Raw genomic sequence first — 25,680 nt, forward strand, 5'->3', positions numbered from 1 at the left:
CGCATACCGTTCGCGTGCCGCTCGCTTGAGCTGTTCGCACCCGCAAAGCATTGGCAATGCTGAATAAAATCGACCTTGCGAACAGTGCGAACACTATACCCCTTAGTTTTAGATAATCATTAAAAAGTGAACAAAAAATCTATTTATAGCCGATTTTCCGAAATAGCTGTTCGCAGGGTATAGGAATCCCTTGTGATACCAACGATTTTTTTGCGCGAACAGCTCTGCGAACAGCTTTTCGAGGTGTTCGCGGGAAATCCCGAAAACCCTTGCTATAACCGGCTTTTCCCGTGCGAACGGCTTGCGCTATCTATTTGGCCGTCCGCGCGGATAGAAGTTACTTTCTGTCCTCAACCTCCTCGTCCGTGTATTCCTTCGGCATCGTCCGCTTCGGCGGGACACGCCACATTCTCGCGTTCGAGTGGCCCATAGGCCTGGATTTTTCGCCTGTGAGGCGCGCCAATACCTTCGCAGCCTTGACGAGCTCGCCTGGCTTTGGGGAGACGGGAGGATAACCGCAGTCGTGCAGTATCTGCGTCGTCGTCCTCAGATGCCACAGCTCGCGCATGCAGTCCCATTCGAGCCCGGCCACTATCATCTCTTCTATGCCGGATGGCACTTCGAACTCGTGGTTGAGCTTCTCAAGAAGTATATCCTCTTCTTTCGTAAGCCACCACTGGTAATCCTCGTTATTAGGTTCTCTCAGGTGCGCGAGGTAGAAGCGCTCGTAGACCTCGCGCCACATCTGCTGCATCTCGCCGCGGTCGAGCTTGTTTATGCGCGAAAGCGGGACGCACCACCATCTTGCGTTCCCCGTGTCGTCCAGCAGGAACTGCCGCTGGTTGACTGTGGCCCCGTATATCGTCCTGCGCTGGAAGTCGGATTCTTTCCGGCTCCACGGCATTCTTATTTTATCCGAACTTCTCGTGATGAATGCCTTGAGCGTCGGAATTTCGGAGCGGCTGAAGGTCCCTTCCAGCTCACCGTATTCTACGCCCCATGCGGATATGGCGGACTTTATGCTGTCCTTGTCCCGCAGGTTGAGGCCTACGCCCTCGGAGAAGAATTCGTCCTTGCCAAAGAGCGTTCGGAACCAGCTCGTCTTCCCTATACCCTGGCCGCCGACGAATGTCAGGACGCCCCGGCAGTGGAATCCGCGTTCCATAAAGACGGCCGCTATGCCTGATATAAGCCACCGCTTTACTAGTATTTCTTTGAACTCGCGAGGGAAGCCTCGTTCCTCTACGAGCGAATCATAGACGTTCTGGATCCTCCCCATGCCGTCCCAGGGCTCCGAGAGTATCCAGTCTTTGACGGGATTGCTTATGTTCTGGGAGCCTATGTTCGATATGAGCGGCTCTATGTCGCTTTTCGGGAAGCGCCAGCGCGAGCAGAGCGAGAGTATCTCTCCCATCGCCGCGTTCTTGGCGTTGTCGCCGCAGTACGAGCGTCCCGGCATGCTGAATACCTCTTCTTTTTTTATTTCGTTGTATGAGACCGTCATTCCTGCAAAGGCGAGAAGCGCGCGCAGGTTCTCTACTGTGCCGAGCACGCGCCCTCCGTCTGTGAGGTCGACGAACTGCGGGGCCGAGTGCTTGAGTTTATACAGCCCTTTTTTCTTGAAGGCGTCGAGCTTTTTGAGCATGTGCGCACGGCAGCGCTTCACGCCGTAGAGACAGGCGAAGTCGTTCCAGTCCGTCCCTTCGTCGCCTTCGCAGAAATTGGGATAGACGAACGGGACTCCGGTCTCTTCGAACACTTTTATCGCGGCGTTGACGCCGGGGTTGCCGTTCGTCTTCCGGTCGTTGTCGGCCGCTATGATGAATTCTTTTTCCGGCCACGCGCGGCGGACGTTTTTGACTACGGGCATGAGGTTGCCGCAGTCGACCGCTATCACGACGCTTTCTCCCGTTGCGTCGGCCACTGTGCAGCCTGTAGCCCAGCCTTCGGTTATCCAGACGCGCGAAGAGAGGCCGGAGCCGAAACCGCGCGCCGGTCCCTCTTCGTTTTCTTCCGGATATCCGCCGTCCGGGCCGGCTTCGCCTTCATGAAGATATTCCTCGTGCGGCTGCGGAAAGTACGGCGTTTCGGGGCTTTCTTCCCCCTCTGTTCCCGCCCGCGGATGGGCGGAGCCGGAGGGAAGGGGATGCAGAAGAAGGCCGAAATTCCCCGTCTTCGGAGCGCCTGTCTGCGGCCGCTTGACGCCCTGCGTCGTTATCGTCTGGATGTTGACGATCTCGCCGGAAGCGTCGTACATCGGCCAGATCAGATCAGAGCCGAGAAGCCGCGCGCCGTAGACGTTCGTGAGGCGCTTTTTCATGGCGTATGTATGGGCCGGAGAAGCAGGAGTGGCCGCCTCCCATTTCGAGCGAGCAAGCGCCGACGCCTGCGCCTGGGAGAGCGCTTCGCGCCTTTTCTTCTCGGCGCGCTCCGCCTCCCATTTCTCGGCGAGTGCGCGCTTCTCCTCGTTGGACATCGAGCTGAATGCGGAATCCCCGTTTTTGTGAGGGTCCCACATATAGAACTCGTCCGTCTTCCAGTTGTGCAGCCAGCCGCGCGGCCACTCGTCGGCGAATATCCTGTATTCTCCGTTCTTGCTGCGCGGCTTGTCGCCCGAAATGGTGCAGCGGTGCTTGCGGCCGTCTATTTTGAGAGTCTCCCCGGAGGCGAGGTATATCCCCTCGTACCCGAGAAAATCCAGAAATTCCCTCTCTATGTCGCTGATGCTGTATTCCAGCTTTACCTCACCTCGCTTTCAGGGCAAAGTGTTATCCTAAGCTTTCCCCGCCTTATCCAGCACCATTGCGACGTGACAATACGGGTCGCACTCTCCGGCGCTGCGCTTGCCGCACGGCGAGCATACGCGCTCGCGGACAAGCCTCGTCAAAGCAGAAATGGCGTCAGATTTTCTGGCGCGTGATTCGCGCTCCTCGCGCTCGCGTTCCTTGCGGCGGTATTCGAAAATCCCGCCGGCGCGTTCTACGTCTTCACAGTATTTAGCGTAGCCGTCGCTCATTGGTGTTCTCCTTCGGCGCATTCCGGCGCGGCAGCGGCTTTCTTCGGCCGCCCGCGCTTACGCTTCGCGCCGGAACGAGGCAGAGCCTTGACGCCTGTCTCAGCTTCATAGCGTTTGTCTATCTCGTTGAAAAATTTGGCCAGAAGGTCGACGGAAATACCGACCGTGACGTTGGAAATTATGACCTTGTGTATGGACTTCCACGAGTGGCCGGCAAGCCTTGCCGCGCGAATTTCGGTATAAAGAGCGTCTACAAGCTCGCGTTTTATCTTGCGGAAGCTCTCAGCACCGCTTCTGTAGCTTGGCGACTTAGAGAGCTCCGTCAGCCCCATCCGCGCCCTGCCTATACCGGGCATATCAAAGTCGGCCATCTAGCGCGCCTCCTGATTCCAGCAATCCTCGCAGCTCATAGGACAAGAAAGTCCCCAGCAGTCGCGTACCGGCGCACAGTCGAAAATATTGCCGGGACAACACGACCTCGGCGTAAAAGTAAAATCCAAAAGATGGCGCACAGTAGCAGCTTCCTTAGGCAAAAACACCTCGGCGTCGAGCCGGATGCCTTTATGCAGCTTCTCGAAATACGTCATAACGCCGCCTCCTGTCCTTCAATGTCTTCGATGAGGAAACGGAAGTCGCGCAAAGCGTCAGGCCCCGTTTCTTTCCCCCTTTGACTGTTGTCGATAATGTTGTCAAAAGCTGTTATACATGAATCCAATTCGTCGCATATATCCTCAAGGCGCTCCATAAGCTCGTCAAATCTATCACGCTGTTCCGTTGATATGTTTTTCGTCCATGAAGGAATCCCCATAGGAGCAGACGCTTCGAATCGTTCCGCCAGCTTTTTCAGCGCGTCGAGCTGTTTTTCTGTGATTGAATATCGTCTCTCTGTCATGAGCGTTTCTCCACCCTCGGCCCCCAGCAGCCGCGCGCGAACTTCGGGCACTTCATACAGCCCAGCGGTTCAAGTGGAACGCGCTCCGGCATCTCGCGCCCGACGTAACAGTCTCGGTCGGAACAGCAGCACACGACAAAATACGCGGGGTCTATCCGCATAAGCCGCGCGGCGACAGCCTCGACCCGTTCGCGCACGCTCGGCAGCCGAAGCCCCTCAAGCATGAAGTTATCACCGAACGTCAAAACAAAGAGCCCCCTTCCGCAGAAGCAGCTAAAGTTACAGCGCCGGAATCGACCATCTTCTGAACAAGTTCTCTCGTCCATTCCGCAGCCTTAGGCGCACGGAACGCCATCCTGTCGAGAAATTTATCTAGTGTCAAAAGCTCATTACCGGCCATAAGCTTAACGACTCCGCACAATTCAGTTTCCGGCGCTACCAGCAATATATACGTATGTCTGAAGGTTTCGGGAATCCTGATGCCCATGTTGACGGGGAGTTTTTCGCCTGACTCCGACTCTGCGCCTAAAGCGGTGTCCTGAAAACCGAGCTGAAGTAATTTTTCTCTATCGACCGACGTTATCCAAAACCTGTTACCCATCGCATATATCCTCCTTTTCCTCCGGTGAAGTCGCCGCCATGCGCGCCATCCGCTTCGCATAATCGCGATACCCGCGCAGCCTATCCTCGAGCACGGCAATCTTCTTCTCATACTTTTCGCGCGTCTTCTCGACGGAAGCCGCCGAATCCTCGCGCGTTTCGGCCTCCTCGCGCAGCCGCGCAATCTCCGCGTTCGCGCACTTCAGCCGCTCGCGGAAATCCTCCGCTTCGATACGCCAGCGCTCCAAAGCAGCGGAAAGCTCGGCCGCCTCTCGTACATTCTCCGCGGCGGCGGCCACCCCGTCGCGATAGGCCATATACTCGCGCCGCAAATCCTCGCAGGCCTTGGAAGCCCCGGAAAGCATAGCCTTATAATTGTCCCGCTCCTTCGTAACGGCGCGCAACTCGCGCGAAAGGCGAATAACCTCGCCGCCCTTATCTGAGAACTCCCGCATCTCGTTTATAAACGCCGCCAGCCTCTCGTTCTGCTCCGGCGAAAGAAAATCGAAATTACACTCAAAAGCCATAACTAAAAACCTCCGTTCGGACTAACCGAGCCGCACTTCGCGGCGTCTCCGTTCAACGTGACCGCACTCAAAAGCGTGCCGGACGGCAGCCGCGTCGAAACGCGCCGGCGCGTTCTTCGAAAGCCCCTCGAACTTCAAAGGCTTCGGATAAATATCCATATGCCGGTAATAAGTCGCCTGTGAAATCTTCCACGCCGCGACGATCTCCTTCATCGTAACCGTCCCCTCGCGCGGGAACGGCACATACTCCAGCTCGACCGCCGGCGCGAAGCTCGGTTCCGCAGCGCGCACAGTCTCATGCTCTGCTCTTTTCATAGCGGCTTCTTCGTGAAGCATAACCGGCGCCGGCCGGTGTAAGGCGTTCTCCTTCACCTCCTGGCGAGAGTCGTGCCCGCCATGCGGCTCGCCACTCGTTCCTTGATGCCCGCTGAATATGCTTTCCAGCTCACCGGAAAGAAGCAAAGACTCAATCCTTTCCGCGTGCCTGGCGAGACACCGCTTCAGCTCCGCCGCCAGTACGTCGTAGTCTTCGCCGCGCGGGAAACAAATCTGCACCTTCGCGCCGAAATTCCGGTCGCACAGCTTAGCTGTGACATTCAACATCACCCGCGCCCCCTCTCGTCCGTCTTCACCGGCGCGTACTGAACACGCAGCGCGCGGCATATTCCCTTATATTTCTCGCTTTCTTCATACAAGTTGCAGAATTTGCATCTAAGCTTCAGCTTCGCCATCTCGCGCAGCACCGCGACCTGCGTTTTATTCTCCCGTTCCGAAAAAACTTCCTTGCGGTCGAGGCGGTCGCATTGCGCTACCATACGGAATACCGTACTCATAGCTCGCTACCGTCGCACGGCTCTGCCGGACGGCTTCCGGCGGCAAGCCGCTCCGTCCACTCTGCGGTCGACTCCCCATCGCGCCGCTCGCAGGCCTCGGCAAAAGCCTCCGGCGACTGCGAAGCGAGAAAAGAAAGCGCCATATAAATCTCGTCCGCCGTAAAATCCCTTGAATAACGCAGGGCAAAAGCCCCGTCGTCAGTAAAATCGATACCAAAATACTTCCTCGGCAAAGTACACCGAACCATAACCTCGACCTCCCGTCAAACCCCGTGATACAATAACGGGACACCAATTTATCCAAGCTGTTGCTCCTCCCTATGCGGTATTCGCAGTACCGCATAGGGAAACAGCTCTATTCATCATCCAAAAGCCCGCGCAGCTCCCTGTCGCGCCGGATATGGCGGTAAATATCCGCCACATCGTAAGCCTGGATATACTGCACAGAAATACCGTCCTTAGCCATGCGCTCAAGCACCGCCGCGCCGATGTCTTTCCACGAATAACCGCAGTTCTGCGCCTGCGCAATCTCGTCGAACATATCGTTCACGACGGGATACAACAGCCGCAGCTCAGCCTTCGGCTGCTTCCTGTACCTCCTGCGCGGCTCCGCGTTCTTCGCGTGAAGATTTTCAACAAGCGTCATAGCCCTTATTCCCCCGTCTGCGTGGAACACAAAGCTTCATACTCGCGCCATTTGGATTCTTCCGCTTCTATCAGCTCGCTGCGCAGCTCGTCGGTAAGAGCGTCGTAAGTTTCCAGCTCGTAATATTCAATTTTCGGGATGCACGGGAAAGTAACGAACGTGCGGCTTGACTGATTGGTAAAACAGCAGCCAGAATCCTTTTCCTTAAAAACGCGCCCTTCAATAAAATACGTAAAACCGTCTCCACGCTTGAACACTCGGAAATCCCGCCTGTTTTGCCTTGTCCCGTCGGTAGGGTCGAAAACCTCTCCCCACTCGTCGTCAGTGCCCTTCAACGGAGAAATAACCTCGAAATTTGCCAGGCGCTTAAAAAGCGATATGAGATAACCGGCGGAAACGCCGCTGTGTCCTTGCCCCTCCATATTGAGCAGCAGTGAAAGAACGCAATCGCACATCATCTCCTGAGCCTCATCGTTGAAACGCCCGTCGGCGTCCATCCATCCGGCATACTGGAACTCCGACAGTGCGTGCTTTACAAGCCCGCCGCCGTTTTTGTACTTTTCAGCCAACGTCATAGCTTTATCCTCACTCCTGCCGCGTAAACTTCCGCATAACGCTCCGGCGAAATGAATCATCGGAAGCCTTCGTGGCTGGATAAGCGCCGTTTGTAGGGCTCGATGACGCTTCGATGTCTGCTGCTGATTCCGCCCTTGCTATATGCTTCTTTAAGACGACTATAAGCGCGGACATACGCTTCGCCTCTTCCTCAAGCATAGGAATAATCATCAATATCAGTTTCTCGTGGTCGAAGCATTCTACGACGGGGCTTTCCTTGCAGAATACCCATTGCAGATAAGAAATAGGCTCCTGTGCCGGAAAGTAATAAAAACCCTCCTCATCTTCAAGGCCGACAACGGAATTAACCTCGCGCCTAAGCGCCTCCAAATCCATAGCCATAACAGAAACAGCCTCCCCTAAACAAACTCCTCAAACGCGTCCGCAACGTCGCGCAGCCCCAGCGCGTCCAGCAGCCGCACCACCTGAAACATCGCCAGCATGCGCGCCCTCTCCTCGTCGAGCTCCTCCGCGCGGATCTTCTCAAGCCTCTCCCGCGCGCGGTCGACCGCCGTCTCCTGCTTCACAGTCAGCTGAATCATAAGAAACACCTCAATTCGTCGCACATGTCATTTCGCCTCCATATAAGTCTTAAAGTTTCGTACTCTATCTACCAGCCCATGCGCATCGCCGTCGAAGCATATGCCCCTGTCGTCGATATACGCGACTGCCGGAGGCTTTCTCCCCTGAACGCCGTCCACCTCAATATCGTGCTCCATGAGCCACCTTTCAATGGCCTCCGTCCCGCGCGTGTCGACGCACCGCGTAGAAACGACGACGACTTCATAGCAATATTCCCTGCGCAGCGTGTCGATCGCTTCGCGGATGCCAGGGACGGGCCCGTCCGGTATAACGTCGACGCCCTTCCAGCCGCTCACATAGCTGTGGATCACGCCGTCAAAATCAAAAACCACCCTTTTGCGCAAATACTTTTCCTTGAAAAGAAATTCGTAAAACTCGGCGAGCAGCTCCTTAAATTCGCCCAGCTTACGGCAAAAACCGTCGTTATGCACCCCAGTCATATAAGATTCATCCTCAATCCATCGAATCATCCGGTGCAATTCATTTTTCGTCATTTTTTGCGTCCCTTCAGCCCGCACCATCTGAGCCAGTAAAACAAAAGCACTAGCTGAAAAACAAAGTTCGCAAGCGCCGCGTATAAGAGAACAGGATTACGTTTTAAGTCCGTGGCGATTACAAACGCCAGAAGCCCGACCGAGGCGCATAGAATAAACAGCTCAACGGCGTACTTCATATCGCGTCCCTGCCCGCAGACCGCAGCGCGGCAATCGCGGCGGCCTTCGCCTTATCGAAAAGCGCGGAAACATCCGCTTCGCTTGCGTCCGCACGGCTAGTGCCGCAAAATTCCACGTGCGGCCTCCCCGCTATAAAAGCAAGCTGCACCCTCATCTCGTTTTGAACTCCTGCAGATTGCAAGTTAGTCATAATCCTCGCTCCTTCCTCACGGATAACAATCTCCAGCCTCAAAGCTGGAGGCTCTGCGCCTGTCTCCCCCCGGACCCCCGCGGAACACGTTTCCTCGCCACCTTCCGGGGAATCTGAGGGTTTGCCTCTTCCAGCAGTTCTTTGACATCGTGAAGCCCCAGGGCGTTCTTGATACAGACAAGAATTTCCGTCGTGGTATCTCCCTGTCCTTTCTCGATGCGTGAAAGCTGCGTCTGGCTTATGCCGATAGTCTTGGCAAGCTCCGCCTGAGACAGACCGCGCTCAAGCCTATGCGTTCTTACCTTCTCGCCGTTAATCACAGAATCACCTCCATCTCTCTCTAAAATCAAGCTCAAGCCATATTATAGCAATATACGAATATATATCAAGCCTTATATGAATAAAAATATGCGTATATTCGTTTGATTTTTTATGCAAATATGTTTAAATGAGCGTATGACGTACTTAAAAGGACTTGGCGCTCGAATCGAATCATATGCAAAAACGGTAGGGCTCACGCAAGCAGCTCTGGGAAAGCTATGTGATATTTCGCAGACCCAAATTTCGCGCATCTTTAATGGCTCTGGAGATACTACAACAGAAAAACTTAAATCAATGTGCTGTGTACTCAAAGTGTCGCCAGAAGATATATTATTTGCGGAAGATGAAGCATTTGATTTCTTATACCGACATAACGATACAAAAGATACTCTGTCCAATGCTAACGTGACAGCGGAACATTCTGCACCCCAGCATGTCCAGAGCCATGAAATAATAAAGATGCTCTCAGACCTAAACTATAAACTGGCGACTGAACACACTCCGACAGAGGACTTAGATACAATCGAAGCACTGCTGAGGACATGCCTCAGCTCCCTTCATCGGGAATTAAAAAACGATACGGAATCCGCACCGGCGAAGACGGCATAATTTATCTTTTTAGTAAAAATTGACTATCCGCTATGGGGTGACATAGATGGGCTTACTGGTTATTTTTGTCATTGGTTGTCTCCTATGTTATGTCGTAGATACAAGCTCTTCCTCTAAAAGTCAAGAAAATATCATTACAGAGCTTCGCGCCGAAAATAGTCAACTAACGCAACGCTTGCAGGAAGCCTTAGACGACTGTGATACTATTTCCGACCTCGAAGACGAGATTGAAGCTCTGGAAAACGAAGCGGCAGAGAAACGCGAAATTATAGACAATTTAATCAACAAGCCCCAGAAAACATATCCGTGGATAGCGAGAGCCTACGCGGATTACATAGCCGCTAAAGACAAAAAATTCGCCGACGCGGCTCTATATGACATATACAACGCAAAGGACTACATCTTGAAACTTGCGGACGAAAACGCCGAATTAGCCGAAGAACTGAAAAACACGCAATACACTTTAGACTACATCACGCACGCCAGCGACATCAAACAATACGACGAAGCTCTGGCAGCTAAGAAAAAAGAAACTGCCGTCCAGATAGCCGAGTTCGATAGGAGAATACGTAGGGTCAGGGCGATAAAGGAATCTCTCGACAGCGATATAAACGCAGCTTTCCCATACCTCGCTTCCTTCATAGCAAATGCCGAAGAGGCCGACGCTTTGCAGGCGAGCATTTATCTTGAAAACAAAAAGAACAAAGCTGAGAAAACCGCGAAGGAAATCCGCGAGCAGCTCAGCAAAAAGATAAAAGAATATTCACAGCGAGCCGTCGCCGCAGAGGCGAAGCTCGCATACTACGAAGCGACCGTTCCCGTGCTCGAAGAGCTTTCCGAAGGCCCCGCCATCAGCGTGCATGCCGGCGACGAGGACGAGACAAGAAACTGGCTGACGCGCGAAGAATATGAGCGGCTCACGCCGGCGGAGCGCAATCAGCGCGCGCTGGACAACTACAAAGCCTCGCACAACAAGAGCAAGCGACAGATCGGCCGCGATTACGAGCGATACGTCGGATGGCTCTACGAGAGCAAGGGCTACAGCGTCGAGTATAAGGGCATCCTTGCCGGCCTCGAAGACCTAGGCCGCGACCTTATCTGCCGCAAAGACGGCCGCACCGTCATCATTCAATGTAAATATTGGTCGAAGGATAAGCTCATTCATGAGAAGCACATCAATCAGCTGTTCGGCACATATATGCACTATATGATAGAGATGCACAAGGACGGCGCGCAGAACGGCCTCTTCGACGTTTTCGACCTGGCACGCGACAGCGGATGCTCCGCCTGCTTCTGGACGAAGACTGCTCTTTCCGATACGGCCCGCGCCTTCGCCGATGCTCTTAATATCGAAGTCCACGAGCACGAAGAGATAGGCGACTACCCCATGATCAAGTGCAACATAAACAGAATGACCGGAGAAAAAATCTACCACTTGCCGTTCGACATCAATTACGACAAAACCGTCATAGACCCCGCCCACGGAGAATTCTACGCCGCCACAGTCCCCCAAGCCGAATCCGCCGGCTTCCGCAGAACGCACAAGTGGACGGGGATGTAATAAGAAATCACAAACTATATCGAGAGGAGATAGCAAACATGTCCATAGAAACGATAAGAGAAGCGCTGACAAATTTATGCTATGATAAATCGTGGAAATGCGTCCTCGTAAGATATAAGCACAAGACGCATCCGAACGAGTTCATGTCCTACGACTTCTCCTTTCTGCGCCATGCAGAACTTTCGGCTCTGCTAAAAGATATATGCGACGCGACTATGGCAGTCATTGATAAAAATCACTGCACCGTGCAGTGCTATACCTTATCAAACGCTAAGAACGTGATAGAAAAACTCTCGCTTGAGTCCCAGGATATAAAAACTGCGTGGACGGCTTTCAGCAACAGCGTGGAAAACAGCGATGACTCTATAGACTGGCACAAAGTTAAAGCCTGCGCCTATGTTTTTCGCGGCACATATATAACAAAAGACGGAAAGAAAAACATATATTTGATTTCCAAGAAAAACCCCATTAAAACTTTCGGGAATAAGACATTTATTGAAACAATCATAGGAGGAGGAAGAAAAAACTCCGTAGAACAGTTTGAGAAGCCATTGCTCCAATTCAACGCTGTTTTTGACTGCATGGTGATTGACAATAACCTTTATGGTATGAATCTAAATTTTGAATCTATCTTTAACCTGCCGTATACGAGAAAAGTGCTGACAGAGGCCAGCCTGACGAAGATAGAATCATATGACATCATAGAAGAAAATTCTCTGAAAAATCTCAAAGAATTCTCTATGAAAGGGCACAACCCAAAACGCTATCTAACGTTCCAGGAAGATAGGCTGGAAGTATTAAAAGACTTACGTAAGAGAAAGAATCGCGCCGCTCTTCTTGAACTCAAGCTAGACCCGGACAGCAAGAAGTTTATTCTAGAAACAGACGAGGAGGCAAAACAACTCGTTAATTATCTATGTAAAAAATTGGCCACTGATATTGAGGATAACACAAAGGTAGAATATTAAAAAGTCAGTCTATATCCGTCTTTGCTATATAAAAAGGCTTGTCCAACGGGGCTATTGATTTCGTTGAGTCACGCGCGGCGACTAAGTTTTCCCTGCTTAGCACTATGCCTTGTATGGCCTTTATATCTTCTTGAGCTTTCAGTTTTAATTCACAGCTATAAAATTTATACCCGAGGACTTCAAGCCATAAGTTTGCATATACATTGTTGTTCCTTATGCAGAGAAACGCTAACGTAACGTAATATATAAGGAACTCAACGCATCCGCTCCACAGCGTAAAGTCAAAGGCAAACAACGGCAGAATATAAGACAAAAGAAACTCAGACGTAATACCTTTCTCTTGGACGGCACTCACGATTATATAGTCGTTGAAAAACGTTTCGTGAAGACTGGATTTCATCGCGCTATGTATACGCCATACAGATAACGCATTACAAATTAAGATGCAGCATATACCTATTATTTCAGAATATGGCGACATGGCGCCATTATACAGAGCAAGAACGTCTGTAAATAAAATGGTAAACCACAGCGGAAAAAAGGATGTCACAAAAATCGAGATTTTAAATGCCTTGTCCATTATGCACCTCTCAAATTCTTATACGTCCATTCCAAGCCAAATTATATATCACGCAAATATTGGGAACATCTCAGCTTTTAGCTGTACAATTACGAACAGCATGATTCGCCCCCTTTTCATTTCTGTCTTTGAACAAGTGTGGAAATCGGGCGGATTTTCTTATATGCGTGATATATTGACGCTGAAAGACTACAGTTTTCTTCTGAAATATACGCATTGACAATACTAAAAAATATGGTAAGAATCGCTCTTTTACAAAGAGGTGCTGTTATTGTATGATACAGCTACTCAAGAAATTGAGATGTCCATCCCTGACAGTACGCGCTTTCGCAGAGTCCAGAAAACGCCGAGCTCAGGGATTATTTTTTAGCAGAGACGTTTCTACGAGGTGACAGCTTATTCTCCATCCCTCAGCCTATCCAGCTCGTCCGCATACCACTGCATCATACGAACGCGCTCCGGCATGTACTTCGCCTGGTTGTAAATCTCGCGGACGCCGCCGGAGCTGTGCGCGAGCTGCATCTCTATCGCGTCGGCGGACCACAGGCCGGACTCGTTGAGGATCGTGCTCGCCATGTGGCGGAAGCCGTGCGCGGACATCTTATCCGCGCCGAACCCCATCGAGCGTATAGCCATGCGCACGGTGTTCTCCGACATCGGCCGCGCGGATGAACGCTCTGACGGGAAGACAAAATCCGAAACGATGCCGAGCCCGTCAAGCAGCGCGCGCTCGTTCTCAAGCACATTGACGGCCTGGCGCGCAAGAGGAACGACGTGCTCGCGGTTGCCCTTCATACGCTCGGCCGGGATACGCCACTCACAGCGAGCGAAGTCCACCTCGCGCCACAGAGCGCCGCGTACCTCTCCTGGACGGCAGAAAGTATAAGCGCTGAAATAAAGCGCGTTGCGCACGCGGCTCTGGCGGTAAAAGCGGATAGCCGTCATCAGCGCCGCGACGTCGCGCCGGTCCGTCAGCGCGGCGAAGTGCGAAGCGCGCACCGGCTGTAAATTCGCGGATAGCCCAGCCGTCGGGTCCGCCGGCACGATACCCGTAGGAATGCCGAACTGAAAAACCGCCGCGAAAATATCAAGCACGCGATGCGCCGTCTCGACGAACCCCGCCGCCTCTATCTCCTTGCAAAGAGCCAATATCTCCTTGCCCTTGATAAAAGCGACGGGACGCCCGCGAAACCCAGGCAGAAGATACTTATCCAGCCTCATGCGCACCGTGCGGCTGTAATTGGCAGACAACGGCAGGATGCGCGTCTTGTACCATTCCTCGGCGAGCTCTTCAAAACGCACGCCCGGCACGTCGAGTCCCAACGCGATACCGACCTCGCGCTTCTTCAGCACGCATGCCTCGCGCGCTTCCTTCAGCGACAAATCGGGATATTTACCGAGCGCGAACTTCTTCCTCTTGCCTCCGGCCTGCGAGACAAACCACCAATATTTGATACCGGACGGGACTACCTCGATATACAGCCCGTCCCTGTCGGCCTTCATAAAACGCTGCGCCCTCGGCTTCAGGTCGCGCACCGCGATTTCAGTCAGCATCAGCCTTCCTCGCCTCCTAAGCACTACAAAAATAAGCGTAGTGCTTATTTTTTAATTTTGTAGTGCTGAATATTCGTGACTAGGCTTGAAAAGAGCTGAAAATATACGAGAGAGAACCGACAAGCCGTAATCACGATTTATTCAGTATTATACGGCATTCGTCAGAGTTTTGAGAAGGCTTAAAAAACGAATCAAGCCCCCGTGAGGGGGCTTGAAATAGCTTTCTGGTGGAGACGCGGGGAATCGAACCCCGGTCCAACAGAGGACAATCTGGAGGGCGCTACGTGCGTAGTCTATGCTTTAAAATTCGGGGCGGAGGCTCCCGTAGACAGGATACTCTTTCCCTAGCCTCTCTGGATCTCGGACGCCGGCCGAAAGGCGGAACCGTAATCCCAGCCGTCTTTGTGACGCTCTATCGGGACCCGACGGCGGAAGCCCCGGAGAGCGCGCTGCTTTTAATTAAGCAGCGAGTGCGTAATTGTCTTCGACAATTATTTTTTCGGAGCCGGATTAACGAGGCTTCCCCATCCTCGGCACGCTCCCCCCGACCCTCCGCCTGCTGTCGAAACCTGTCGTCCCCGGAGGATTGGAGCGGTGTTGCGCTGCGCGAGCCGCAGGCCCGCGCGTTAATAGTCGCCGCGAACCTTGCGGCGTACCGCTCTGTCTATTTCGCGCGCCGCGTCGCGTTCGGCGGCGCTGTCGCGCTTGTCATGGAGCTGCTTGCCCTTCGCTACGGCAAGCTCTATTTTCGCCCATCTGCCCTCTTTGAGGTACATTTTGAGCGGCACGAGCGTGAAGCCCTTTTCGCGCGTCTTTTCTACGAGACGGCGGATGTCGGTCTTGTGGACGAGCAGCTTGCGCGGGCGGAGAGGGTCCTTGTTGTAGATGGTCCCCTTCTCGTAGGGCGATATGTGTACGTTGTAGAGCCACAGCTCGCCGCCTTCGACGGAGGCGAATCCGTCCTTGAGGTTGACGCGCCCGTCGCGCACGGATTTTATCTCCGTGCCGGACAAGACTATGCCGGTCTCGAAGGAGTCGATGATGAAATATTCATGTCTCGCCTTCCGGTTCTGCGCGACCGTCTTGTCCTCAGCCACTGTCCTCACCTCGTGCGCGCATTATACCCGTTTGAGCAAATTTAGTCAAACCCTGCGGCGCGCGCATTGTGCTACTCTTTTGTCAAAATTTCGGACGGGGGGCCCGGCTATGGCGTCAGCGGATAATGTTATAGAAAGGGCCGCACGCGCCTTCGCGGGCGTGCGCGGCGTGGAGTCCGTCGTGCTCGGCGGCTCGCGCGCCGTGGGATGCGCGGGCGCGCACTCCGATATCGACATCGGGATATATTACGACGCGCGCACATTCGACGCGGAAGAGCTGAGACGGCGCGCCGCTGAGCTCGACGACGCGCGACGCGCTGACGCGGCTACGGAGCCCGGCGCGTGGGGGCCGTGGATAAACGGCGGCGGCTGGCTCACGGTCGACGGCTTCCCCGTCGATATTCTGTACCGCGACATCGCGCGCGCCAGCGCCGTAATCGATGACTGCCTGCGCGGGAACATCACGATAGATTACCAGTGCGGCCATCCGTTCGGCTTCGTCAATTCGATATACATGGGCGAGGCGGCCTGCTGCGTCGAGCTCTTCTCCGCTTCCTCGCGGCTACGCGAGGAGAAGACGCGGCTCTCGCCGTTTCCGGAGGTTTACAGGGCAGCCGCAATCGACAAATTTTTATGGGAGTGCGGATTTTCTCTGCTGTGCGGCAAAAAAGCGCTCGGACGCGGCGACGCGGTGTACGCCGCAGGCTCGCTGTTCCGCTGCGCGGTTTCGCTGTTTCACGTCCTATACGCGGCGAACGGCATGTACATGCTCAACGAAAAAGGCGCGCTCGCGCGGCTCGTAAAATCCGGCGCGCGTATGCCTGAAGGCTTCGCCGAGGAGGTGACCGCCGCGCTCTCAAACTGCGGCGGCGAGCATGAAGCCGCGGCCTTCGGCAAAATCGAGCGGCAGTACGAGAACGTCTGCCGGATGACGGGCAGGGATAGGCCGCTGTAGAAATCCATCGGCGGGACGCAAATGACTGCTGTGCGGCCAACCGTTGCAACGCCGGCGCAGCGCAGCCGGCGGCGGCCTCGCCTCTCTGTTTACACCGTGCGCTTGATTCGCCACCGTCAGACGCCGGCGCGTTCCCGCTCGGCGGCCTCCTGAAGCTCGCGCAGCTTGTCAGCGCCGCATTCCTGCACGCCGCGCAGCGGAAAGTCTATGCCCAACGCTTCATATTTATGTATGCACAGCTTGCGGAACGGCAGAAGCTCGAGCTTTTCTACATTGCTGTATGACGCGGCGATGCGTCCGAGCTCGCGCGCGTCGGACGGAGCGTCGTTGATCGACGGGACGATGACCTGCCGTATCCACAGCGGCACGCGCATCTCCTCCGTCAGCGCGATGAAGTCCAGAGTACGCGACAGCTCGCCTCCGCAGTATTTTTGAAAAAGCCCGGCGCGAGCGAACTTCACGTCGCAGATGACGAGGCTGGTATGGCGCAGGACCTCGCGGACGGCATCTCCCGCGCCGAAGCAGCCGGAGGTGTCGAGCGCCGTGTGGAATCCGCGCCTGCGGAGGGCGGCGAAGAGCCCCGCGGCAAACTCGGGCTGCATTAGGGGCTCGCCGCCTGAAAGCGTGAAGCCGCCCTTTTTTATGTAGGGGCGCACCCGCTCCGCCTTCTCCACAAGCTGTTCGACGGTGAACTCGCTTCCGCCGTCCGCCGCCCACGTTTCCGGATTATGGCAGTAGGCGCAGCGCAGGGGACAGCCCTGCGCGAAGGCGACGAAGCGAAGCCCGGGGCCGTCCACCGCGCCCATGCTCTGAAAGCTGCTTATGCGCCCCTTCATGCTACATCGCGCTGTGGAACGTGCGCGAAACTACCTCTTCCTGCTGCGCGCGCGAGAGCTTGTGAAAATTCACGGCGTAGCCGGAGACGCGCACGGTGAGGTTCGGATACTTTTCGGGGCGGTCCATCGTCTCGCGCAGGCGTTCCCGGTCGAGCACGTTGACGTTCAGGTGATGCGCGCGCTGCGCGAAATAGCCGTCGAGCAGCGCCGCGACGTTTGCGCGGCGCTCTGCATCGTCGTGGCCCAGAGCCTCCGGTACGATTGAAAACGTGTTTGAAATGCCGTCGCGGCACGAGGCATACGAAAGCTTTGCGACGGAGTTCAGCGAGGCGAGCGCGCCGTTTTTGTCGCGGTTGTGCATCGGGTTCGCGCCAGGCGCGAAGGGCTCTCCGGCGCGCCGTCCGTCGGGCGTCGAGCCCGTCTTTCTGCCGTAAACGACATTCGACGTTATCGTAAGAATTGAAAGAGTGTGCTCCGCGCCGCGGTATGTCGGGTTCTTTCTGAGCTCCTCCAAGAACAGCTCTATCTGTTCGCGCGCTATTGAGTCCACTCGGTCGTCGTCGTTGCCGAAGGCGGGATATTCGCCCTCCGTTATAAAATCGGTGATAAGGCCGTCCTCGTTCCGCACCGGGCGCACGCGCGCGTATTTTATTGCGGACAGCGAGTCGGCCAGCACCGACAATCCGGCCGCGCCGAAGGCCATATAGCGGTGCACGTCCGTATCATGAAGCGCCATCTGCGTCTTTTCGTATGCGTATTTGTCGTGCATATAGTGGATCATGTTCATCGCCTTGACATAGGTGCGCGCGAGCCATTCGCGGTAGAAGTCCATTCTTTCAAGCACCTCGCCGTAATCGAGGACCTCTCCCGAATACGGCTCCCGCGCCGGGCCGACCTGCGCGCCGCTTTTTTCGTCGCGTCCGCCGTTCAGGCTCATCAGCAGCAACTTTGCGAGATTCGCGCGCGCGCCGAAGAACTGCATCTCCTTGCCTATCCGCATAGCCGAGACACAGCAGGCTATCGCGTAATCGTCGCCGTATATCGAGCGCATAAGGTCATCGTTTTCATACTGAATGGCGTCCGTGTCGCACGACACCTTGGCGGCGAAGAGCTTGAAGGGCTCCGGCAGAGCCTCCGACCACAGCACGGTGAGGTTCGGCTCCGCGGACGGTCCGAGGTTGTAAAGCGTGTTGAGCATACGGAAGGAGCTTTTCGTCACCAGCGTGCGGCCGTCCTCGCCGACGCCTCCGAGCGCCTCCGTTATCCACATCGGGTCGCCGGCGAAGAGGTCGTTATATTCCGGAGTACGAAGATGGCGCGCCATGCGCAGCTTTATCACGAAGTCGTCGATTATCTCCTGCGCGCCGCTCTCGTCGAGCGTTCCGCGCGCGATGTCGCGTTCAAAATATATATCCAGGAAGGTTGAGACGCGCCCAAGCGACATAGCCGCGCCGTTTTGCTCCTTTATCGCGCCGAGGTAAGCGAAGTAGAGCCACTGCACAGCTTCGCGCGCGCACGAGGCGGGACGGGAAATGTCGTATCCGTAAAGCGCCGCCATCTCTTTGAGCTTGCCTAGAAAATTTATCTGCTGGTAAAGCTCTTCGAGGAGACGTATCTGATCCTGGAGCATGACGCCGGAATCGGCGACAGCGGCCTTGTCCTTCTTCTTCTCTTCAATGAGCCTGTCGACGCCGTAGAGCGCGGCGCGGCGGTAGTCGCCTATTATGCGCCCGCGTCCGTAAGAGTCCGGCAGCCCCGTGATAATGCCGCAGTGACGCGCCGTCTTTATCTCGTCGCTGTACACGCGGAAAACGCCGTCGTTGTGCGTCGTCCTGTACTGGAACTCGCGCTCTACTTTATCGGAGAGAGTGTAGCCGTAGGCCTCGCACGCCTTGCGCGTCATCGCTATGCCGCCGAACGGATTCACCCCGCGGCGCAGCGGCCTGTCCGTCTGGAGGCCGACGATTATCTCCGAAGCTTTGTCGATATAGCCCGGGCCGTAGTTCGTCAGCGAGGTCACCGTCTGCGTGTCTATGTCCAGCACGCCTCCGAACTCTCGCTCGAGCTCGAAAAGGCGCGAAACCTTCTTCATAAGCCTTTCCGTCCTTGCCGTCGCGCCGCACAGGAACGACTCTCCGCCCTCGTAGGGGGTGTAGTTGGTCTGAATAAAATCCCTGACGTCGATCGAAGCCTGCCACTTACCGGCCTTGAAACCCTTCCATTCTTCATATATAACAGCGTTCCTCCTAATGTATAAAACATCTCCGCAGCGCCCATTTTTCAATATAAAAAATGGGCGGCATCGGAAGGATGCTGCCCAGACGGTCGGCTTGTTTAACATATGAACTCACTGTGGTGCTCCACAATTATCCGTCAGAGTCCATAAGCCTCTTGCATGGAGATATTATATAGTATGATCATATATTTGTGAACTATGTTCATGATATTACGCGCGATAAATTTTTTATTGTTGCGGTTTTATCTCGTCGTCGCTCTTTACAAGCTCCTTCAGCGACGCGGCGAGACCCGCTGCGCCTTGTATCGAAGCAGCCGGACGAGGCGAAAATCAGAACAACGCCACGCCGAGCGCGGCGCTGAGGCAGATCACCTTCGGGACGCTGACTTTCCATTTTATAAGCAGCGCGGCGTCGAGGATCGATATCGCAGCGAAGGGGATTATTCCTTTATCCATCATCGCGCCGTAGTTTGAGAGCGCGAGCTGGAGCGTCACGCCGAGTATCATGCCTATGCACGCGGGGCGCACTCCGACCATCGCGTGGGCCATTCCTTTGCTTTCCTTGAAAAATCCGTAGAAGAAGGCGGCGAGCGCGCCTATCGTGAAGGTCGGCGTCATCACGCCGAGGCTCGCCGCTACGGCGCCCGGCATGCCCGCGGCGTGGATTCCGGCGAAGGTCGCGCAGTTTATGCCGAGCGGGCCGGGCGTCATCTCGGCTATCGCTATTATGTCCGTAACCTCGGCTGCGGTCATCCAGCCGTGGCTCAGCATCTCGCTTGTAATAAGCGGTATCATCGACAGGCCGCCGAAGCTAGTGAAGCCTATCTTGACGAAGCTCCAGAATAGGCTAAGCAGCACCATCGCCGCCGCCTCCTTTCCCCGCGCGGCTGAGCAGCAGTCCCGCGGCTATGCCGCCGGCGATGAGCCAGACGCAGTTGACGTTGAAGAAGAAATAGGCCGCGAGAGCCGCGGCCGCGACTGCGTAGCAGGCGCGCATCGGGAAGGCTCCGCGCAGAAGTCCGAGAAGGGCGCTCGCCATTATCGGGACGACTGCGGCGCGCACGCCTGTCATGCCCGCCATAACTGTGGCCTGCGTGTGGAATATCGTGTAGAAATACGTGATGAAGCTGAGAACTATCATCGGCGGTATGACCATGCCGAAGAGCGCGGCGAATGCGCCGGGGTAGCCCGAGTCTCGGTAGCCGTAGAGAAACGCGACGTTACCGACGAAAAGGCCCGGCAGGCTTCGCGCGACGCTCGTGAGGTCGAGCAGCTCGACGCTGCTTATACGCTTCTCTTCGTCGACGTACAGGCGCTGCATCTGCGCGATTATGTTGAGCCCGCCGCCGAAGGTGAAGCAGCCGAATTTCAGAAACTGCAGGAATATCCGAAGCGCGCCGCGCGCGTTTTTCATTGCGTATCCCCCCAATGCCGAGAGGGTAACGCCTACACTTGGTGTAAGGTCAAGCCTCCGCGACGGGCAGCCACATGACGCGGTATCTTATGCCCCCGCCGTTCCTGTTTATCGAGAGGAATGTGTGCGAGACGGGGTCGCCCGCGACGGTCAGCTTTTCGCGCTCCGCGTATTCTTTCAGAGGCTCCAGGTAGGATGCCGATATGAGCGGGAAGCGCCCTTCGATACGCATGACGGCGCGGATGCATGGGCATGGCGGGTAATATATGCCGCGCCCGGCGATGCGCTCCGCGCCGAGCAGCTTCGCGTCGCTTTCCATGAGGCCGAGGCCCGCGACGTTTTCGTCGAGTCCTTCGCGGAGAAACTTCTCCCAGTTGCCGCGCAGCGACGGGAATACGAACGGCGACAGCTCGCGCCATTTTCTAAAGAGTGAGTAATCCTCGGGACGCAGTATCAGGTCGCCGCCGCGCATGAACTCGAGGCGGTAGAAGGCCGGGCGCTCGCGCAGCTCTACCCTGCCGAACTCGGACGGAGCGTTCTCTATCATCCTGCGGTTTTCGCGCATCCGCTCGAGTATCAGCTTCTTGCGGCGGATTTCCGCCTCGAGCTTCTCCTCACGGCGGCGCAGGCTCTCGGCGACGAAGTCCGGATCGTCGGTGTTGACGAGCACCTCTGCCTCGCCGAGCGTAAAGCCGCAGCCGCGGTAGGACATGGCGAGCATGAGCGAGACGATGTCCGGCCTTTCGTAAAAGCGGTAGCCTCCGTCGCCCTCGCGCTGCGAACGCACGATTCCGCCGCGCTCGTAAAGCCTTATGCCGCCCGCCGAGAGGCCGAGCAGCTTTGAGATTAAGCCGATGTGGTACTTCATTTACGCAAAAGCGGAGCGCACGGCCCCGCCTCGTTATCTTGCGTCTCCGTCTCCGAACGGCGGCTGCGGCGCCGTGTGCGCGCCGTTTGCCGAGAATAATGCCGCCGGGGCTGACGCCGTTTTCTTCGCCGGCTTTGCGCCGTTCTGCGCTTTCTCCGCGCCGTCGGGGATGACGAGCTCCTTCAGCGACGCCGCGAGACCCGCTACGCCCTGTATCTCGGAGGGGATTATTATCTTCGTCGCCTGTCCGTCGGCGGCTTTTTCGAAGGATTCGAGGCTGCGCAGCGCTATGACCTCGCGCGTCGGCGCGGCTTCGTTAAGCATTCTTATGCCGTCGGCGACGGCCTGCTGCACGGTGCGGATGGCCTCGGCCTCGCCCGCCGCCTCGCGGATTTTCTGCTCGCGCACGGCGTCGGCGCGCAGTATCGCGGATTCCTTTTCGCCTTCCGCTATCAGTATTTTGCTTTGCTTTTCGCCCTCGGCGAGCAGTATCGACTCGCGCTTCTCGCGTTCAGCCTTCATCTGACGCTCCATCGCGGCCATTATCTCCTTCGGCGGCTCGATGTTCTTGACCTCGACGCGGTTGACCTTGATGCCCCATTTGTCGGTCGCCTTGTCGAGCGTCTCCGTTATGCAGGAGTTGATGTGGTCGCGCGAGGTGAGCGTGTGGTCGAGCTCCATCGAGCCGATGATGTTGCGCAGCGTCGTCGCGGTGAGGTTCTCTATCGCGGCGAGCGGGAACTCGACGCCGTAGGTGAGCATCTTCGCGTCGGTGACCTGGAAGAATACGACGGTGTCTATCTGCATCGTGACGTTGTCCTTCGTTATGACGGACTGCGGCGCGAAGTCTACGACCTGCTCCTTGACCGAGACCTTGTTCGCTATGCGGTCGATGAAGGGCACCTTGATGTGCAGCCCCGCGCCCCACGTGCAGAGGTAGGTGCCGAGGCGCTCGATGACGTAAACGCTGGCCTGCGGCACGATGCGCACGTTGGCCGCGACGACCATCACGAGCAGGAACACTATGAACACAAGAAATATCGTCGAAAGCATTTACTTTTCCTCCTGTTTCTCTTTTTCTACTATGAGCGTGACGCCGCGAAGCTCGAGTATCTTCACGACCGCGCCCTTTTCTATTTTTCCGCCGTCCGCGCTGCGCGCCTCCCAGTCGAGGCCGCCCGCGCGCACGCGGCCGCGCTCCGCGATGTTGTCTATTTCTGTGACGACCGCGGCTTCCGCGCCGATGAGCATGTCGGCGTTCGTAGGCGTGTGGCCGACGTGCAGCACGCGCTTGAAGAACGGGCGCGTGAAGACGAGCGCCGCGGCGCTCGCCGCTATGAACACGGCTATCTGCACGTTGAACGACGCGCCAAGCCACGCGGGGGCCATCGTGACGAGCGCCCCTATCGCGAACCATACGGAGAAGAGCCCCGCCGTCGACGCCTCTATGACGCCCGCGGCTATCGCGACTATCAGCCAGAATATGACGGGATTTGAAGTTATAAGCGCTGCGAGTCCGTCCATCGTCTCACCCTTTCGTCCGGGGCGGCATCTCCGCCGCCCGCGCGACAAGCATATCACAACCGCGCCGCCTTTGCGATTAATTTTTACTTAAGCGGCGAATGCGCGCCGTTTTGACATTCGCGCGAAATCCGCTATAATTTTAGCGTTGCGGCGCGTCTTCGCGCCGTCGAGCGCCTTTTGCAGGGGTTCCAGTCCCATGCGGCGCAAGCCCGTGAACCTCGTCAGGTCCGGAAGGAAGCAGCGATAAGCGGAATCTTGCGGGTGCCATGGGAGCGCTGGAGCTCCTGCAAAGGGCGCTTTACTTCTACGCACCTCCTAAGGACGGTAATCTCGATGAAAGAAGCTCCACGGAAATTTCTTCCGCTCAAAGCCGAGCCGGAGCCGGGCGACAGGCTCGTCGCAGTGCCGTGCTATGTCCTTTCGGCGAATATGGCCGAACGCGGGCTTCTCACGCGGCTGACTGTAAAAGAGGTCACTGCGGTCGTAGACGCCGCGCGCGGCTCCGCCGTGATAGTCGACGGCGCCGTGGAGCCGCGCGAGATGCCGGAAATCCCCGATGACATCAAAATCCTCCCCGCTCGCCTCAAGCCCTCCGAGGCCGAGGGCGCTGCGCTCGCCGCAGTCTCGGCGGCGTCGCCGCGCGGCTGGAAGCGCGGGCTGCGCCATTCCGAGCTTTTCTTCAAGCACAGCGGCGAGGACGTCTCCGCGCTGCGCCTCTATATAATACGCGGCCCCCTGCTCATAGACGCCTTTACGGGCGAGAGCAGCGGAGCCGCGTCGTTGATCGAATTTATTATCTAGTCTAATCCTTCGGAAGCGTTATCACGAAGGCCGCGCCGCCGAGCCTGCTTTCGCCGAGCTCGAGGCTGCCGCCGTGGCGCTCCGCTATCCTGCGCGAGATGGAAAGGCCGAGGCCGTAGCCGCCGTTCTTCTTCTCCTTGCCGCGCGCGCGGTGTCCGTCGCCGCGGCGGAAGCGTTCGAAGATTATCTCCTTGTCCATGTCGTGGACGCCCGGGCCGTCGTCGTCGACGGTTATCCTCCACGAGCCGCCGGCGTCCTCGACGGAGACCTTTATATGTCCAGCCTCTCCGCCGCCAAGCCCTATGTACTTGTGCGCGTTCTCCATGAGGTTCAGCAGAGCGCGGCGCAGGTCGCCGTAGACGCCCTTGACCGAGGCGTTCTCGGGCGCGCAGACCTCTATCGATATCTCTTTCTTATGCGGAAGGGCCTCTATCTCGTCGCGCACGTCGAAGATGAGCTCGCGAAGATTCACATCGCCGAGCGCCTGAAGCTCCGGCACTGCGTCGGCGTCGAGGCGGACTAGCAGAAGCATGTCGTCGACGAGGCTGCTCATGCGCTCCTGCTGGCGCAGCAGGCTGTTTATCGTCTCCACGTCCTCGGCGCGCTCCGGCTCCTTCATCTGCGGCGCGCTCTTCATAAGCTCCAGGCCGGTCCGCATTATCGTCAGCGGCGTCTGGAACTCGTGGCCCGCGTCTATGAAGAAGTCGCGGCGTGCCTCTTCAAGCCGCAGCTTTTCCGTGAGGTCCTGCAGCACGATCATGCGCCCGCGCGGAAGCACCAGCGTCGTCGCCTCGACCTCCACCCTGCCGCCGCGCATCACGGAAATCACCCGTTTGCCGTCCGGCTCGTCGAGCATCTGGAACAGCTCGCCCGAGGGGATGATGACCTCGACCGAAGAGCCTCGCGCCGGAAGCTCGCCGCCGCCGTTTCCGCGGCAGATACGCGCCGCCTCGCGGTTGATGTAGCGGATGCGCTTGTCGTCGTCGATGAGTATGACGCCGACCGGAAGCGCGCCGACTATCTGCGCGAGCTCCTCCTTGCGCTCCTGGGCTTCGTGTATCGTGCTCGCGAGCGAATCCTGCATGTTGTTCAGCGTGTTTGCGAGCGTCTGTATCTCGTCGTCGGCCGTTATCGGGAAGCGGGCCTTTTCGCCGCGCGCTATCTGCGCCGCCGCCTCGCTTAAGTTGTGGAGCGGCGTCATAATCGAGCGCAGCACGAGGTACGTCCCGAGCCATATCAGGACGAGCGCCGCGACGAAATATTTAAGGAACGGCGCGGTGATGTTCTGCACTATCGACGAAAGCGCGGAGACGGGATATGAGAGGCGCACGACGCACTCACCGCCGCCCGGCAGGACGGCCTTGCGCGCCGAGTAGACCTGCCACGCATCGAGCGTCTTGCTGTAGCGCAGCTCGAAGCCCTCGCCGGTCTCGAAGGCGCTTATGACCTCGCCGCGCGTGTAGTGGTTCTCAAGCTCTCCGGCGTCGGCCTTGCTGTCTATCAGCACGCGCCCGTCAGAGGCTATCACCGTCATGCGTCCGTCGGGATACATTTCCTGCCATACCTTCTCGGCGTGGGCGAGCCCGGCCAGGCCTTCGCGCTCCGCCGACGACACGGCGACCGTCAGATAGCGTCCGAGCGTGTCGCGCGCGCCCTCGACGGCGCTTCCGCGCTGCGCGCTGTAGACTATAAACCACGCCGCCGCGCCTATGACGCAGACGGCGAATGTCATCAGCAGCGCTATTTTCTTTTTCATTGCGAGCGAACGCATTGCGGACATC

General features: G+C 56.5%; 34 protein-coding genes and 2 other RNA genes. 6 read left to right on the forward strand and 30 right to left on the reverse strand.

The window, feature by feature from the left end:
* Positions 1-337: 337 nt before the first annotated feature.
* The 18 genes from ABGT66_RS03940 to ABGT66_RS04025 all read right to left on the reverse strand — a co-directional run bounded on the left by ABGT66_RS03940 (position 338) and on the right by ABGT66_RS04025 (position 8,895).
* Positions 338-2,518, reverse strand: coding sequence for a VapE domain-containing protein (locus ABGT66_RS03940; RefSeq protein ID WP_346688992.1), 2,181 nt, complete (start codon positions 2,516-2,518; stop codon positions 338-340).
* Positions 2,519-2,773: 255 nt separating this feature from the next.
* The gene (locus tag ABGT66_RS03945) at positions 2,774-3,016 is read right to left on the reverse strand and encodes a hypothetical protein (protein WP_303147967.1); all 243 of its coding nucleotides are present in this window, start codon (positions 3,014-3,016) and stop codon (positions 2,774-2,776) included.
* Complete coding sequence (locus ABGT66_RS03950) at positions 3,013-3,387, reverse strand: hypothetical protein (RefSeq protein ID WP_346688994.1); 375 nt, start codon at positions 3,385-3,387, stop codon at positions 3,013-3,015. The genes ABGT66_RS03945 and ABGT66_RS03950 overlap by 4 nt, the downstream gene beginning before the upstream one ends.
* Positions 3,388-3,603, reverse strand: a complete 216-nt coding sequence (locus ABGT66_RS03955) for a hypothetical protein (RefSeq protein ID WP_346688996.1) — start codon at positions 3,601-3,603, stop codon at positions 3,388-3,390. It lies immediately after the preceding gene.
* Positions 3,600-3,908: a hypothetical protein gene (locus tag ABGT66_RS03960; RefSeq protein WP_346688998.1), complete on the reverse strand. Its 309-nt coding sequence runs from the start codon at positions 3,906-3,908 to the stop codon at positions 3,600-3,602. Before ABGT66_RS03960 ends, ABGT66_RS03955 begins: the two co-directional genes overlap by 4 nt.
* Positions 3,905-4,153: a hypothetical protein gene (locus ABGT66_RS03965; RefSeq protein WP_346689000.1), complete on the reverse strand. Its 249-nt coding sequence runs from the start codon at positions 4,151-4,153 to the stop codon at positions 3,905-3,907. The genes ABGT66_RS03960 and ABGT66_RS03965 overlap by 4 nt, the downstream gene beginning before the upstream one ends.
* The gene (locus ABGT66_RS03970; protein WP_346689002.1) at positions 4,150-4,509 is read right to left on the reverse strand and encodes a hypothetical protein; all 360 of its coding nucleotides are present in this window, start codon (positions 4,507-4,509) and stop codon (positions 4,150-4,152) included. Before ABGT66_RS03970 ends, ABGT66_RS03965 begins: the two co-directional genes overlap by 4 nt.
* Entirely contained in the window at positions 4,502-5,035 is a 534-nt protein-coding gene (locus ABGT66_RS03975; protein WP_346689004.1) for a hypothetical protein, read from the reverse strand. Before ABGT66_RS03975 ends, ABGT66_RS03970 begins: the two co-directional genes overlap by 8 nt.
* Before the next feature lie 21 nt (positions 5,036-5,056).
* Complete coding sequence (locus ABGT66_RS03980) at positions 5,057-5,638, reverse strand: hypothetical protein (protein ID WP_346689006.1); 582 nt, start codon at positions 5,636-5,638, stop codon at positions 5,057-5,059.
* A complete protein-coding gene (locus ABGT66_RS03985; RefSeq protein ID WP_346689008.1) occupies positions 5,638-5,868 on the reverse strand; it encodes a hypothetical protein in 231 nt (76 codons plus the stop codon). Before ABGT66_RS03985 ends, ABGT66_RS03980 begins: the two co-directional genes overlap by 1 nt.
* A complete protein-coding gene (locus tag ABGT66_RS03990) occupies positions 5,865-6,011 on the reverse strand; it encodes a hypothetical protein (protein ID WP_346689010.1) in 147 nt (48 codons plus the stop codon). The genes ABGT66_RS03985 and ABGT66_RS03990 overlap by 4 nt, the downstream gene beginning before the upstream one ends.
* A 212-nt stretch (positions 6,012-6,223) precedes the next feature.
* The gene (locus tag ABGT66_RS03995) at positions 6,224-6,514 is read right to left on the reverse strand and encodes a hypothetical protein (RefSeq protein WP_346689012.1); all 291 of its coding nucleotides are present in this window, start codon (positions 6,512-6,514) and stop codon (positions 6,224-6,226) included.
* Between the two features lie 5 nt (positions 6,515-6,519).
* A complete protein-coding gene (locus tag ABGT66_RS04000) occupies positions 6,520-7,089 on the reverse strand; it encodes a hypothetical protein (RefSeq protein WP_346689014.1) in 570 nt (189 codons plus the stop codon).
* A 10-nt stretch (positions 7,090-7,099) separates the two neighbouring features.
* Entirely contained in the window at positions 7,100-7,471 is a 372-nt protein-coding gene (locus ABGT66_RS04005; RefSeq protein ID WP_346689015.1) for a hypothetical protein, read from the reverse strand.
* A gap of 17 nt (positions 7,472-7,488) precedes the next feature.
* Positions 7,489-7,671 carry a hypothetical protein gene (locus ABGT66_RS04010; RefSeq protein ID WP_346689016.1) on the reverse strand — a complete coding sequence of 61 codons (183 nt, stop codon included), beginning with the start codon at positions 7,669-7,671 and terminating at the stop codon, positions 7,489-7,491.
* Between the two features lie 27 nt (positions 7,672-7,698).
* Positions 7,699-8,205 carry a hypothetical protein gene (locus ABGT66_RS04015; protein ID WP_346689018.1) on the reverse strand — a complete coding sequence of 169 codons (507 nt, stop codon included), beginning with the start codon at positions 8,203-8,205 and terminating at the stop codon, positions 7,699-7,701.
* Positions 8,206-8,380: 175 nt separating this feature from the next.
* Positions 8,381-8,617, reverse strand: a complete 237-nt coding sequence (locus ABGT66_RS04020; RefSeq protein WP_346689020.1) for a hypothetical protein — start codon at positions 8,615-8,617, stop codon at positions 8,381-8,383.
* Positions 8,614-8,895: a helix-turn-helix transcriptional regulator gene (locus tag ABGT66_RS04025; RefSeq protein WP_346689021.1), complete on the reverse strand. Its 282-nt coding sequence runs from the start codon at positions 8,893-8,895 to the stop codon at positions 8,614-8,616. Before ABGT66_RS04025 ends, ABGT66_RS04020 begins: the two co-directional genes overlap by 4 nt.
* Positions 8,896-9,031: 136 nt before the next feature.
* On the opposite strand from ABGT66_RS04025, the gene ABGT66_RS04030 reads away from it, so the two are divergent.
* From ABGT66_RS04030 to ABGT66_RS04040, 3 genes are all read left to right on the forward strand, one after another.
* Positions 9,032-9,505 (forward strand): helix-turn-helix transcriptional regulator, encoded by a 474-nt coding sequence (locus ABGT66_RS04030; RefSeq protein WP_346689022.1) that lies wholly within the window; start codon positions 9,032-9,034, stop codon positions 9,503-9,505.
* Between the two features lie 175 nt (positions 9,506-9,680).
* Positions 9,681-11,066, forward strand: coding sequence for a restriction endonuclease (locus ABGT66_RS04035; protein WP_346689024.1), 1,386 nt, complete (start codon positions 9,681-9,683; stop codon positions 11,064-11,066).
* A 38-nt stretch (positions 11,067-11,104) separates the two neighbouring features.
* Positions 11,105-12,034, forward strand: coding sequence for a hypothetical protein (locus ABGT66_RS04040; RefSeq protein WP_346689026.1), 930 nt, complete (start codon positions 11,105-11,107; stop codon positions 12,032-12,034).
* A gap of 4 nt (positions 12,035-12,038) precedes the next feature.
* Here ABGT66_RS04040 and ABGT66_RS04045 read toward each other — a convergent pair whose 3' ends face one another.
* The 4 genes from ABGT66_RS04045 to smpB all read right to left on the reverse strand — a co-directional run bounded on the left by ABGT66_RS04045 (position 12,039) and on the right by smpB (position 15,265).
* Complete coding sequence (locus ABGT66_RS04045; RefSeq protein ID WP_346689027.1) at positions 12,039-12,614, reverse strand: hypothetical protein; 576 nt, start codon at positions 12,612-12,614, stop codon at positions 12,039-12,041.
* Between the two features lie 396 nt (positions 12,615-13,010).
* Entirely contained in the window at positions 13,011-14,168 is a 1,158-nt protein-coding gene (locus ABGT66_RS04050; RefSeq protein ID WP_346689029.1) for a tyrosine-type recombinase/integrase, read from the reverse strand.
* Between the two features lie 225 nt (positions 14,169-14,393).
* Positions 14,394-14,748: a transfer-messenger RNA gene (ssrA, locus tag ABGT66_RS04055) on the reverse strand.
* 46 nt (positions 14,749-14,794) lie between these two features.
* Positions 14,795-15,265 carry an SsrA-binding protein SmpB gene (smpB, locus tag ABGT66_RS04060; protein ID WP_294193436.1) on the reverse strand — a complete coding sequence of 157 codons (471 nt, stop codon included), beginning with the start codon at positions 15,263-15,265 and terminating at the stop codon, positions 14,795-14,797.
* A 109-nt stretch (positions 15,266-15,374) separates the two neighbouring features.
* Here smpB and ABGT66_RS04065 point away from each other — a divergent pair, with 109 nt between their 5' ends.
* Positions 15,375-16,220, forward strand: a complete 846-nt coding sequence (locus ABGT66_RS04065; RefSeq protein ID WP_346689031.1) for a nucleotidyltransferase domain-containing protein — start codon at positions 15,375-15,377, stop codon at positions 16,218-16,220.
* A 116-nt stretch (positions 16,221-16,336) separates the two neighbouring features.
* Here the strand turns inward: ABGT66_RS04065 and pflA are convergent, their stop codons facing one another.
* The 7 genes from pflA to ABGT66_RS04100 form a co-directional block, all read right to left on the reverse strand.
* Entirely contained in the window at positions 16,337-17,056 is a 720-nt protein-coding gene (gene pflA, locus ABGT66_RS04070) for a pyruvate formate-lyase-activating protein (protein ID WP_346689033.1), read from the reverse strand.
* A 1-nt stretch (position 17,057) separates the two neighbouring features.
* Positions 17,058-19,340: a formate C-acetyltransferase gene (pflB, locus tag ABGT66_RS04075; protein ID WP_346689034.1), complete on the reverse strand. Its 2,283-nt coding sequence runs from the start codon at positions 19,338-19,340 to the stop codon at positions 17,058-17,060.
* 282 nt (positions 19,341-19,622) lie between these two features.
* Positions 19,623-20,153: a chromate transporter gene (locus ABGT66_RS04080; RefSeq protein WP_294193428.1), complete on the reverse strand. Its 531-nt coding sequence runs from the start codon at positions 20,151-20,153 to the stop codon at positions 19,623-19,625.
* On the reverse strand, positions 20,140-20,706 hold the full coding sequence (locus tag ABGT66_RS04085) for a chromate transporter (protein WP_346689036.1): 567 nt from the start codon (positions 20,704-20,706) through the stop codon (positions 20,140-20,142). The genes ABGT66_RS04080 and ABGT66_RS04085 overlap by 14 nt, the downstream gene beginning before the upstream one ends.
* Positions 20,707-20,755: 49 nt before the next feature.
* A complete protein-coding gene (locus ABGT66_RS04090) occupies positions 20,756-21,574 on the reverse strand; it encodes a MerR family transcriptional regulator (protein ID WP_346689039.1) in 819 nt (272 codons plus the stop codon).
* 33 nt (positions 21,575-21,607) lie between these two features.
* Positions 21,608-22,627 (reverse strand): SPFH domain-containing protein, encoded by a 1,020-nt coding sequence (locus tag ABGT66_RS04095; RefSeq protein WP_346689041.1) that lies wholly within the window; start codon positions 22,625-22,627, stop codon positions 21,608-21,610.
* Complete coding sequence (locus tag ABGT66_RS04100) at positions 22,628-23,098, reverse strand: NfeD family protein (RefSeq protein ID WP_346689043.1); 471 nt, start codon at positions 23,096-23,098, stop codon at positions 22,628-22,630.
* 185 nt (positions 23,099-23,283) lie between these two features.
* Here ABGT66_RS04100 and ffs point away from each other — a divergent pair.
* Positions 23,284-23,383: signal recognition particle sRNA small type (gene ffs, locus ABGT66_RS04105), an RNA gene on the forward strand.
* Between the two features lie 48 nt (positions 23,384-23,431).
* Positions 23,432-23,899, forward strand: a complete 468-nt coding sequence (locus ABGT66_RS04110) for a hypothetical protein (RefSeq protein WP_294193419.1) — start codon at positions 23,432-23,434, stop codon at positions 23,897-23,899.
* A 1-nt stretch (position 23,900) separates the two neighbouring features.
* Here ABGT66_RS04110 and ABGT66_RS04115 read toward each other — a convergent pair whose 3' ends face one another.
* Positions 23,901-25,679: an ATP-binding protein gene (locus ABGT66_RS04115; protein ID WP_346689045.1), complete on the reverse strand. Its 1,779-nt coding sequence runs from the start codon at positions 25,677-25,679 to the stop codon at positions 23,901-23,903.
* Position 25,680: the final 1 nt, after the last annotated feature.

It is taken from the genome of uncultured Cloacibacillus sp., from assembly GCF_963926575.1.
GTDB lineage: Bacteria > Synergistota > Synergistia > Synergistales > Synergistaceae > Caccocola > Caccocola faecigallinarum.

What these genes read in the sequence shown, in the direction of transcription:
- ABGT66_RS03940 (WP_346688992.1), bottom strand. Translation starts at nt 2,518, where the DNA reads ATGTGGGACCCTCACAAAAACGGGGATTCCGCATTCAGCTCGATGTCC.
- ABGT66_RS03945 (WP_303147967.1), bottom strand. Translation starts at nt 3,016, where the DNA reads ATGAGCGACGGCTACGCTAAATACTGTGAAGACGTAGAACGCGCCGGC.
- ABGT66_RS03950 (WP_346688994.1), bottom strand. Translation starts at nt 3,387, where the DNA reads ATGGCCGACTTTGATATGCCCGGTATAGGCAGGGCGCGGATGGGGCTG.
- ABGT66_RS03955 (WP_346688996.1), bottom strand. Translation starts at nt 3,603, where the DNA reads ATGACGTATTTCGAGAAGCTGCATAAAGGCATCCGGCTCGACGCCGAG.
- ABGT66_RS03960 (WP_346688998.1), bottom strand. Translation starts at nt 3,908, where the DNA reads ATGACAGAGAGACGATATTCAATCACAGAAAAACAGCTCGACGCGCTG.
- ABGT66_RS03970 (WP_346689002.1), bottom strand. Translation starts at nt 4,509, where the DNA reads ATGGGTAACAGGTTTTGGATAACGTCGGTCGATAGAGAAAAATTACTT.
- ABGT66_RS03975 (WP_346689004.1), bottom strand. Translation starts at nt 5,035, where the DNA reads ATGGCTTTTGAGTGTAATTTCGATTTTCTTTCGCCGGAGCAGAACGAG.
- ABGT66_RS03980 (WP_346689006.1), bottom strand. Translation starts at nt 5,638, where the DNA reads ATGTTGAATGTCACAGCTAAGCTGTGCGACCGGAATTTCGGCGCGAAG.
- ABGT66_RS03985 (WP_346689008.1), bottom strand. Translation starts at nt 5,868, where the DNA reads ATGAGTACGGTATTCCGTATGGTAGCGCAATGCGACCGCCTCGACCGC.
- ABGT66_RS03990 (WP_346689010.1), bottom strand. Translation starts at nt 6,011, where the DNA reads ATGGCGCTTTCTTTTCTCGCTTCGCAGTCGCCGGAGGCTTTTGCCGAG.
- ABGT66_RS03995 (WP_346689012.1), bottom strand. Translation starts at nt 6,514, where the DNA reads ATGACGCTTGTTGAAAATCTTCACGCGAAGAACGCGGAGCCGCGCAGG.
- ABGT66_RS04000 (WP_346689014.1), bottom strand. Translation starts at nt 7,089, where the DNA reads ATGACGTTGGCTGAAAAGTACAAAAACGGCGGCGGGCTTGTAAAGCAC.
- ABGT66_RS04005 (WP_346689015.1), bottom strand. Translation starts at nt 7,471, where the DNA reads ATGGCTATGGATTTGGAGGCGCTTAGGCGCGAGGTTAATTCCGTTGTC.
- ABGT66_RS04010 (WP_346689016.1), bottom strand. Translation starts at nt 7,671, where the DNA reads ATGATTCAGCTGACTGTGAAGCAGGAGACGGCGGTCGACCGCGCGCGG.
- ABGT66_RS04015 (WP_346689018.1), bottom strand. Translation starts at nt 8,205, where the DNA reads ATGACGAAAAATGAATTGCACCGGATGATTCGATGGATTGAGGATGAA.
- ABGT66_RS04030 (WP_346689022.1), top strand. Translation starts at nt 9,032, where the DNA reads ATGACGTACTTAAAAGGACTTGGCGCTCGAATCGAATCATATGCAAAA.
- ABGT66_RS04040 (WP_346689026.1), top strand. Translation starts at nt 11,105, where the DNA reads ATGTCCATAGAAACGATAAGAGAAGCGCTGACAAATTTATGCTATGAT.
- ABGT66_RS04045 (WP_346689027.1), bottom strand. Translation starts at nt 12,614, where the DNA reads ATGGACAAGGCATTTAAAATCTCGATTTTTGTGACATCCTTTTTTCCG.
- ABGT66_RS04050 (WP_346689029.1), bottom strand. Translation starts at nt 14,168, where the DNA reads ATGCTGACTGAAATCGCGGTGCGCGACCTGAAGCCGAGGGCGCAGCGT.
- ABGT66_RS04065 (WP_346689031.1), top strand. Translation starts at nt 15,375, where the DNA reads ATGGCGTCAGCGGATAATGTTATAGAAAGGGCCGCACGCGCCTTCGCG.
- pflA (WP_346689033.1), bottom strand. Translation starts at nt 17,056, where the DNA reads ATGAAGGGGCGCATAAGCAGCTTTCAGAGCATGGGCGCGGTGGACGGC.
- ABGT66_RS04080 (WP_294193428.1), bottom strand. Translation starts at nt 20,153, where the DNA reads ATGGTGCTGCTTAGCCTATTCTGGAGCTTCGTCAAGATAGGCTTCACT.
- ABGT66_RS04085 (WP_346689036.1), bottom strand. Translation starts at nt 20,706, where the DNA reads ATGAAAAACGCGCGCGGCGCGCTTCGGATATTCCTGCAGTTTCTGAAA.
- ABGT66_RS04090 (WP_346689039.1), bottom strand. Translation starts at nt 21,574, where the DNA reads ATGAAGTACCACATCGGCTTAATCTCAAAGCTGCTCGGCCTCTCGGCG.
- ABGT66_RS04095 (WP_346689041.1), bottom strand. Translation starts at nt 22,627, where the DNA reads ATGCTTTCGACGATATTTCTTGTGTTCATAGTGTTCCTGCTCGTGATG.
- ABGT66_RS04100 (WP_346689043.1), bottom strand. Translation starts at nt 23,098, where the DNA reads ATGGACGGACTCGCAGCGCTTATAACTTCAAATCCCGTCATATTCTGG.
- ABGT66_RS04110 (WP_294193419.1), top strand. Translation starts at nt 23,432, where the DNA reads ATGAAAGAAGCTCCACGGAAATTTCTTCCGCTCAAAGCCGAGCCGGAG.
- ABGT66_RS04115 (WP_346689045.1), bottom strand. Translation starts at nt 25,679, where the DNA reads ATGTCCGCAATGCGTTCGCTCGCAATGAAAAAGAAAATAGCGCTGCTG.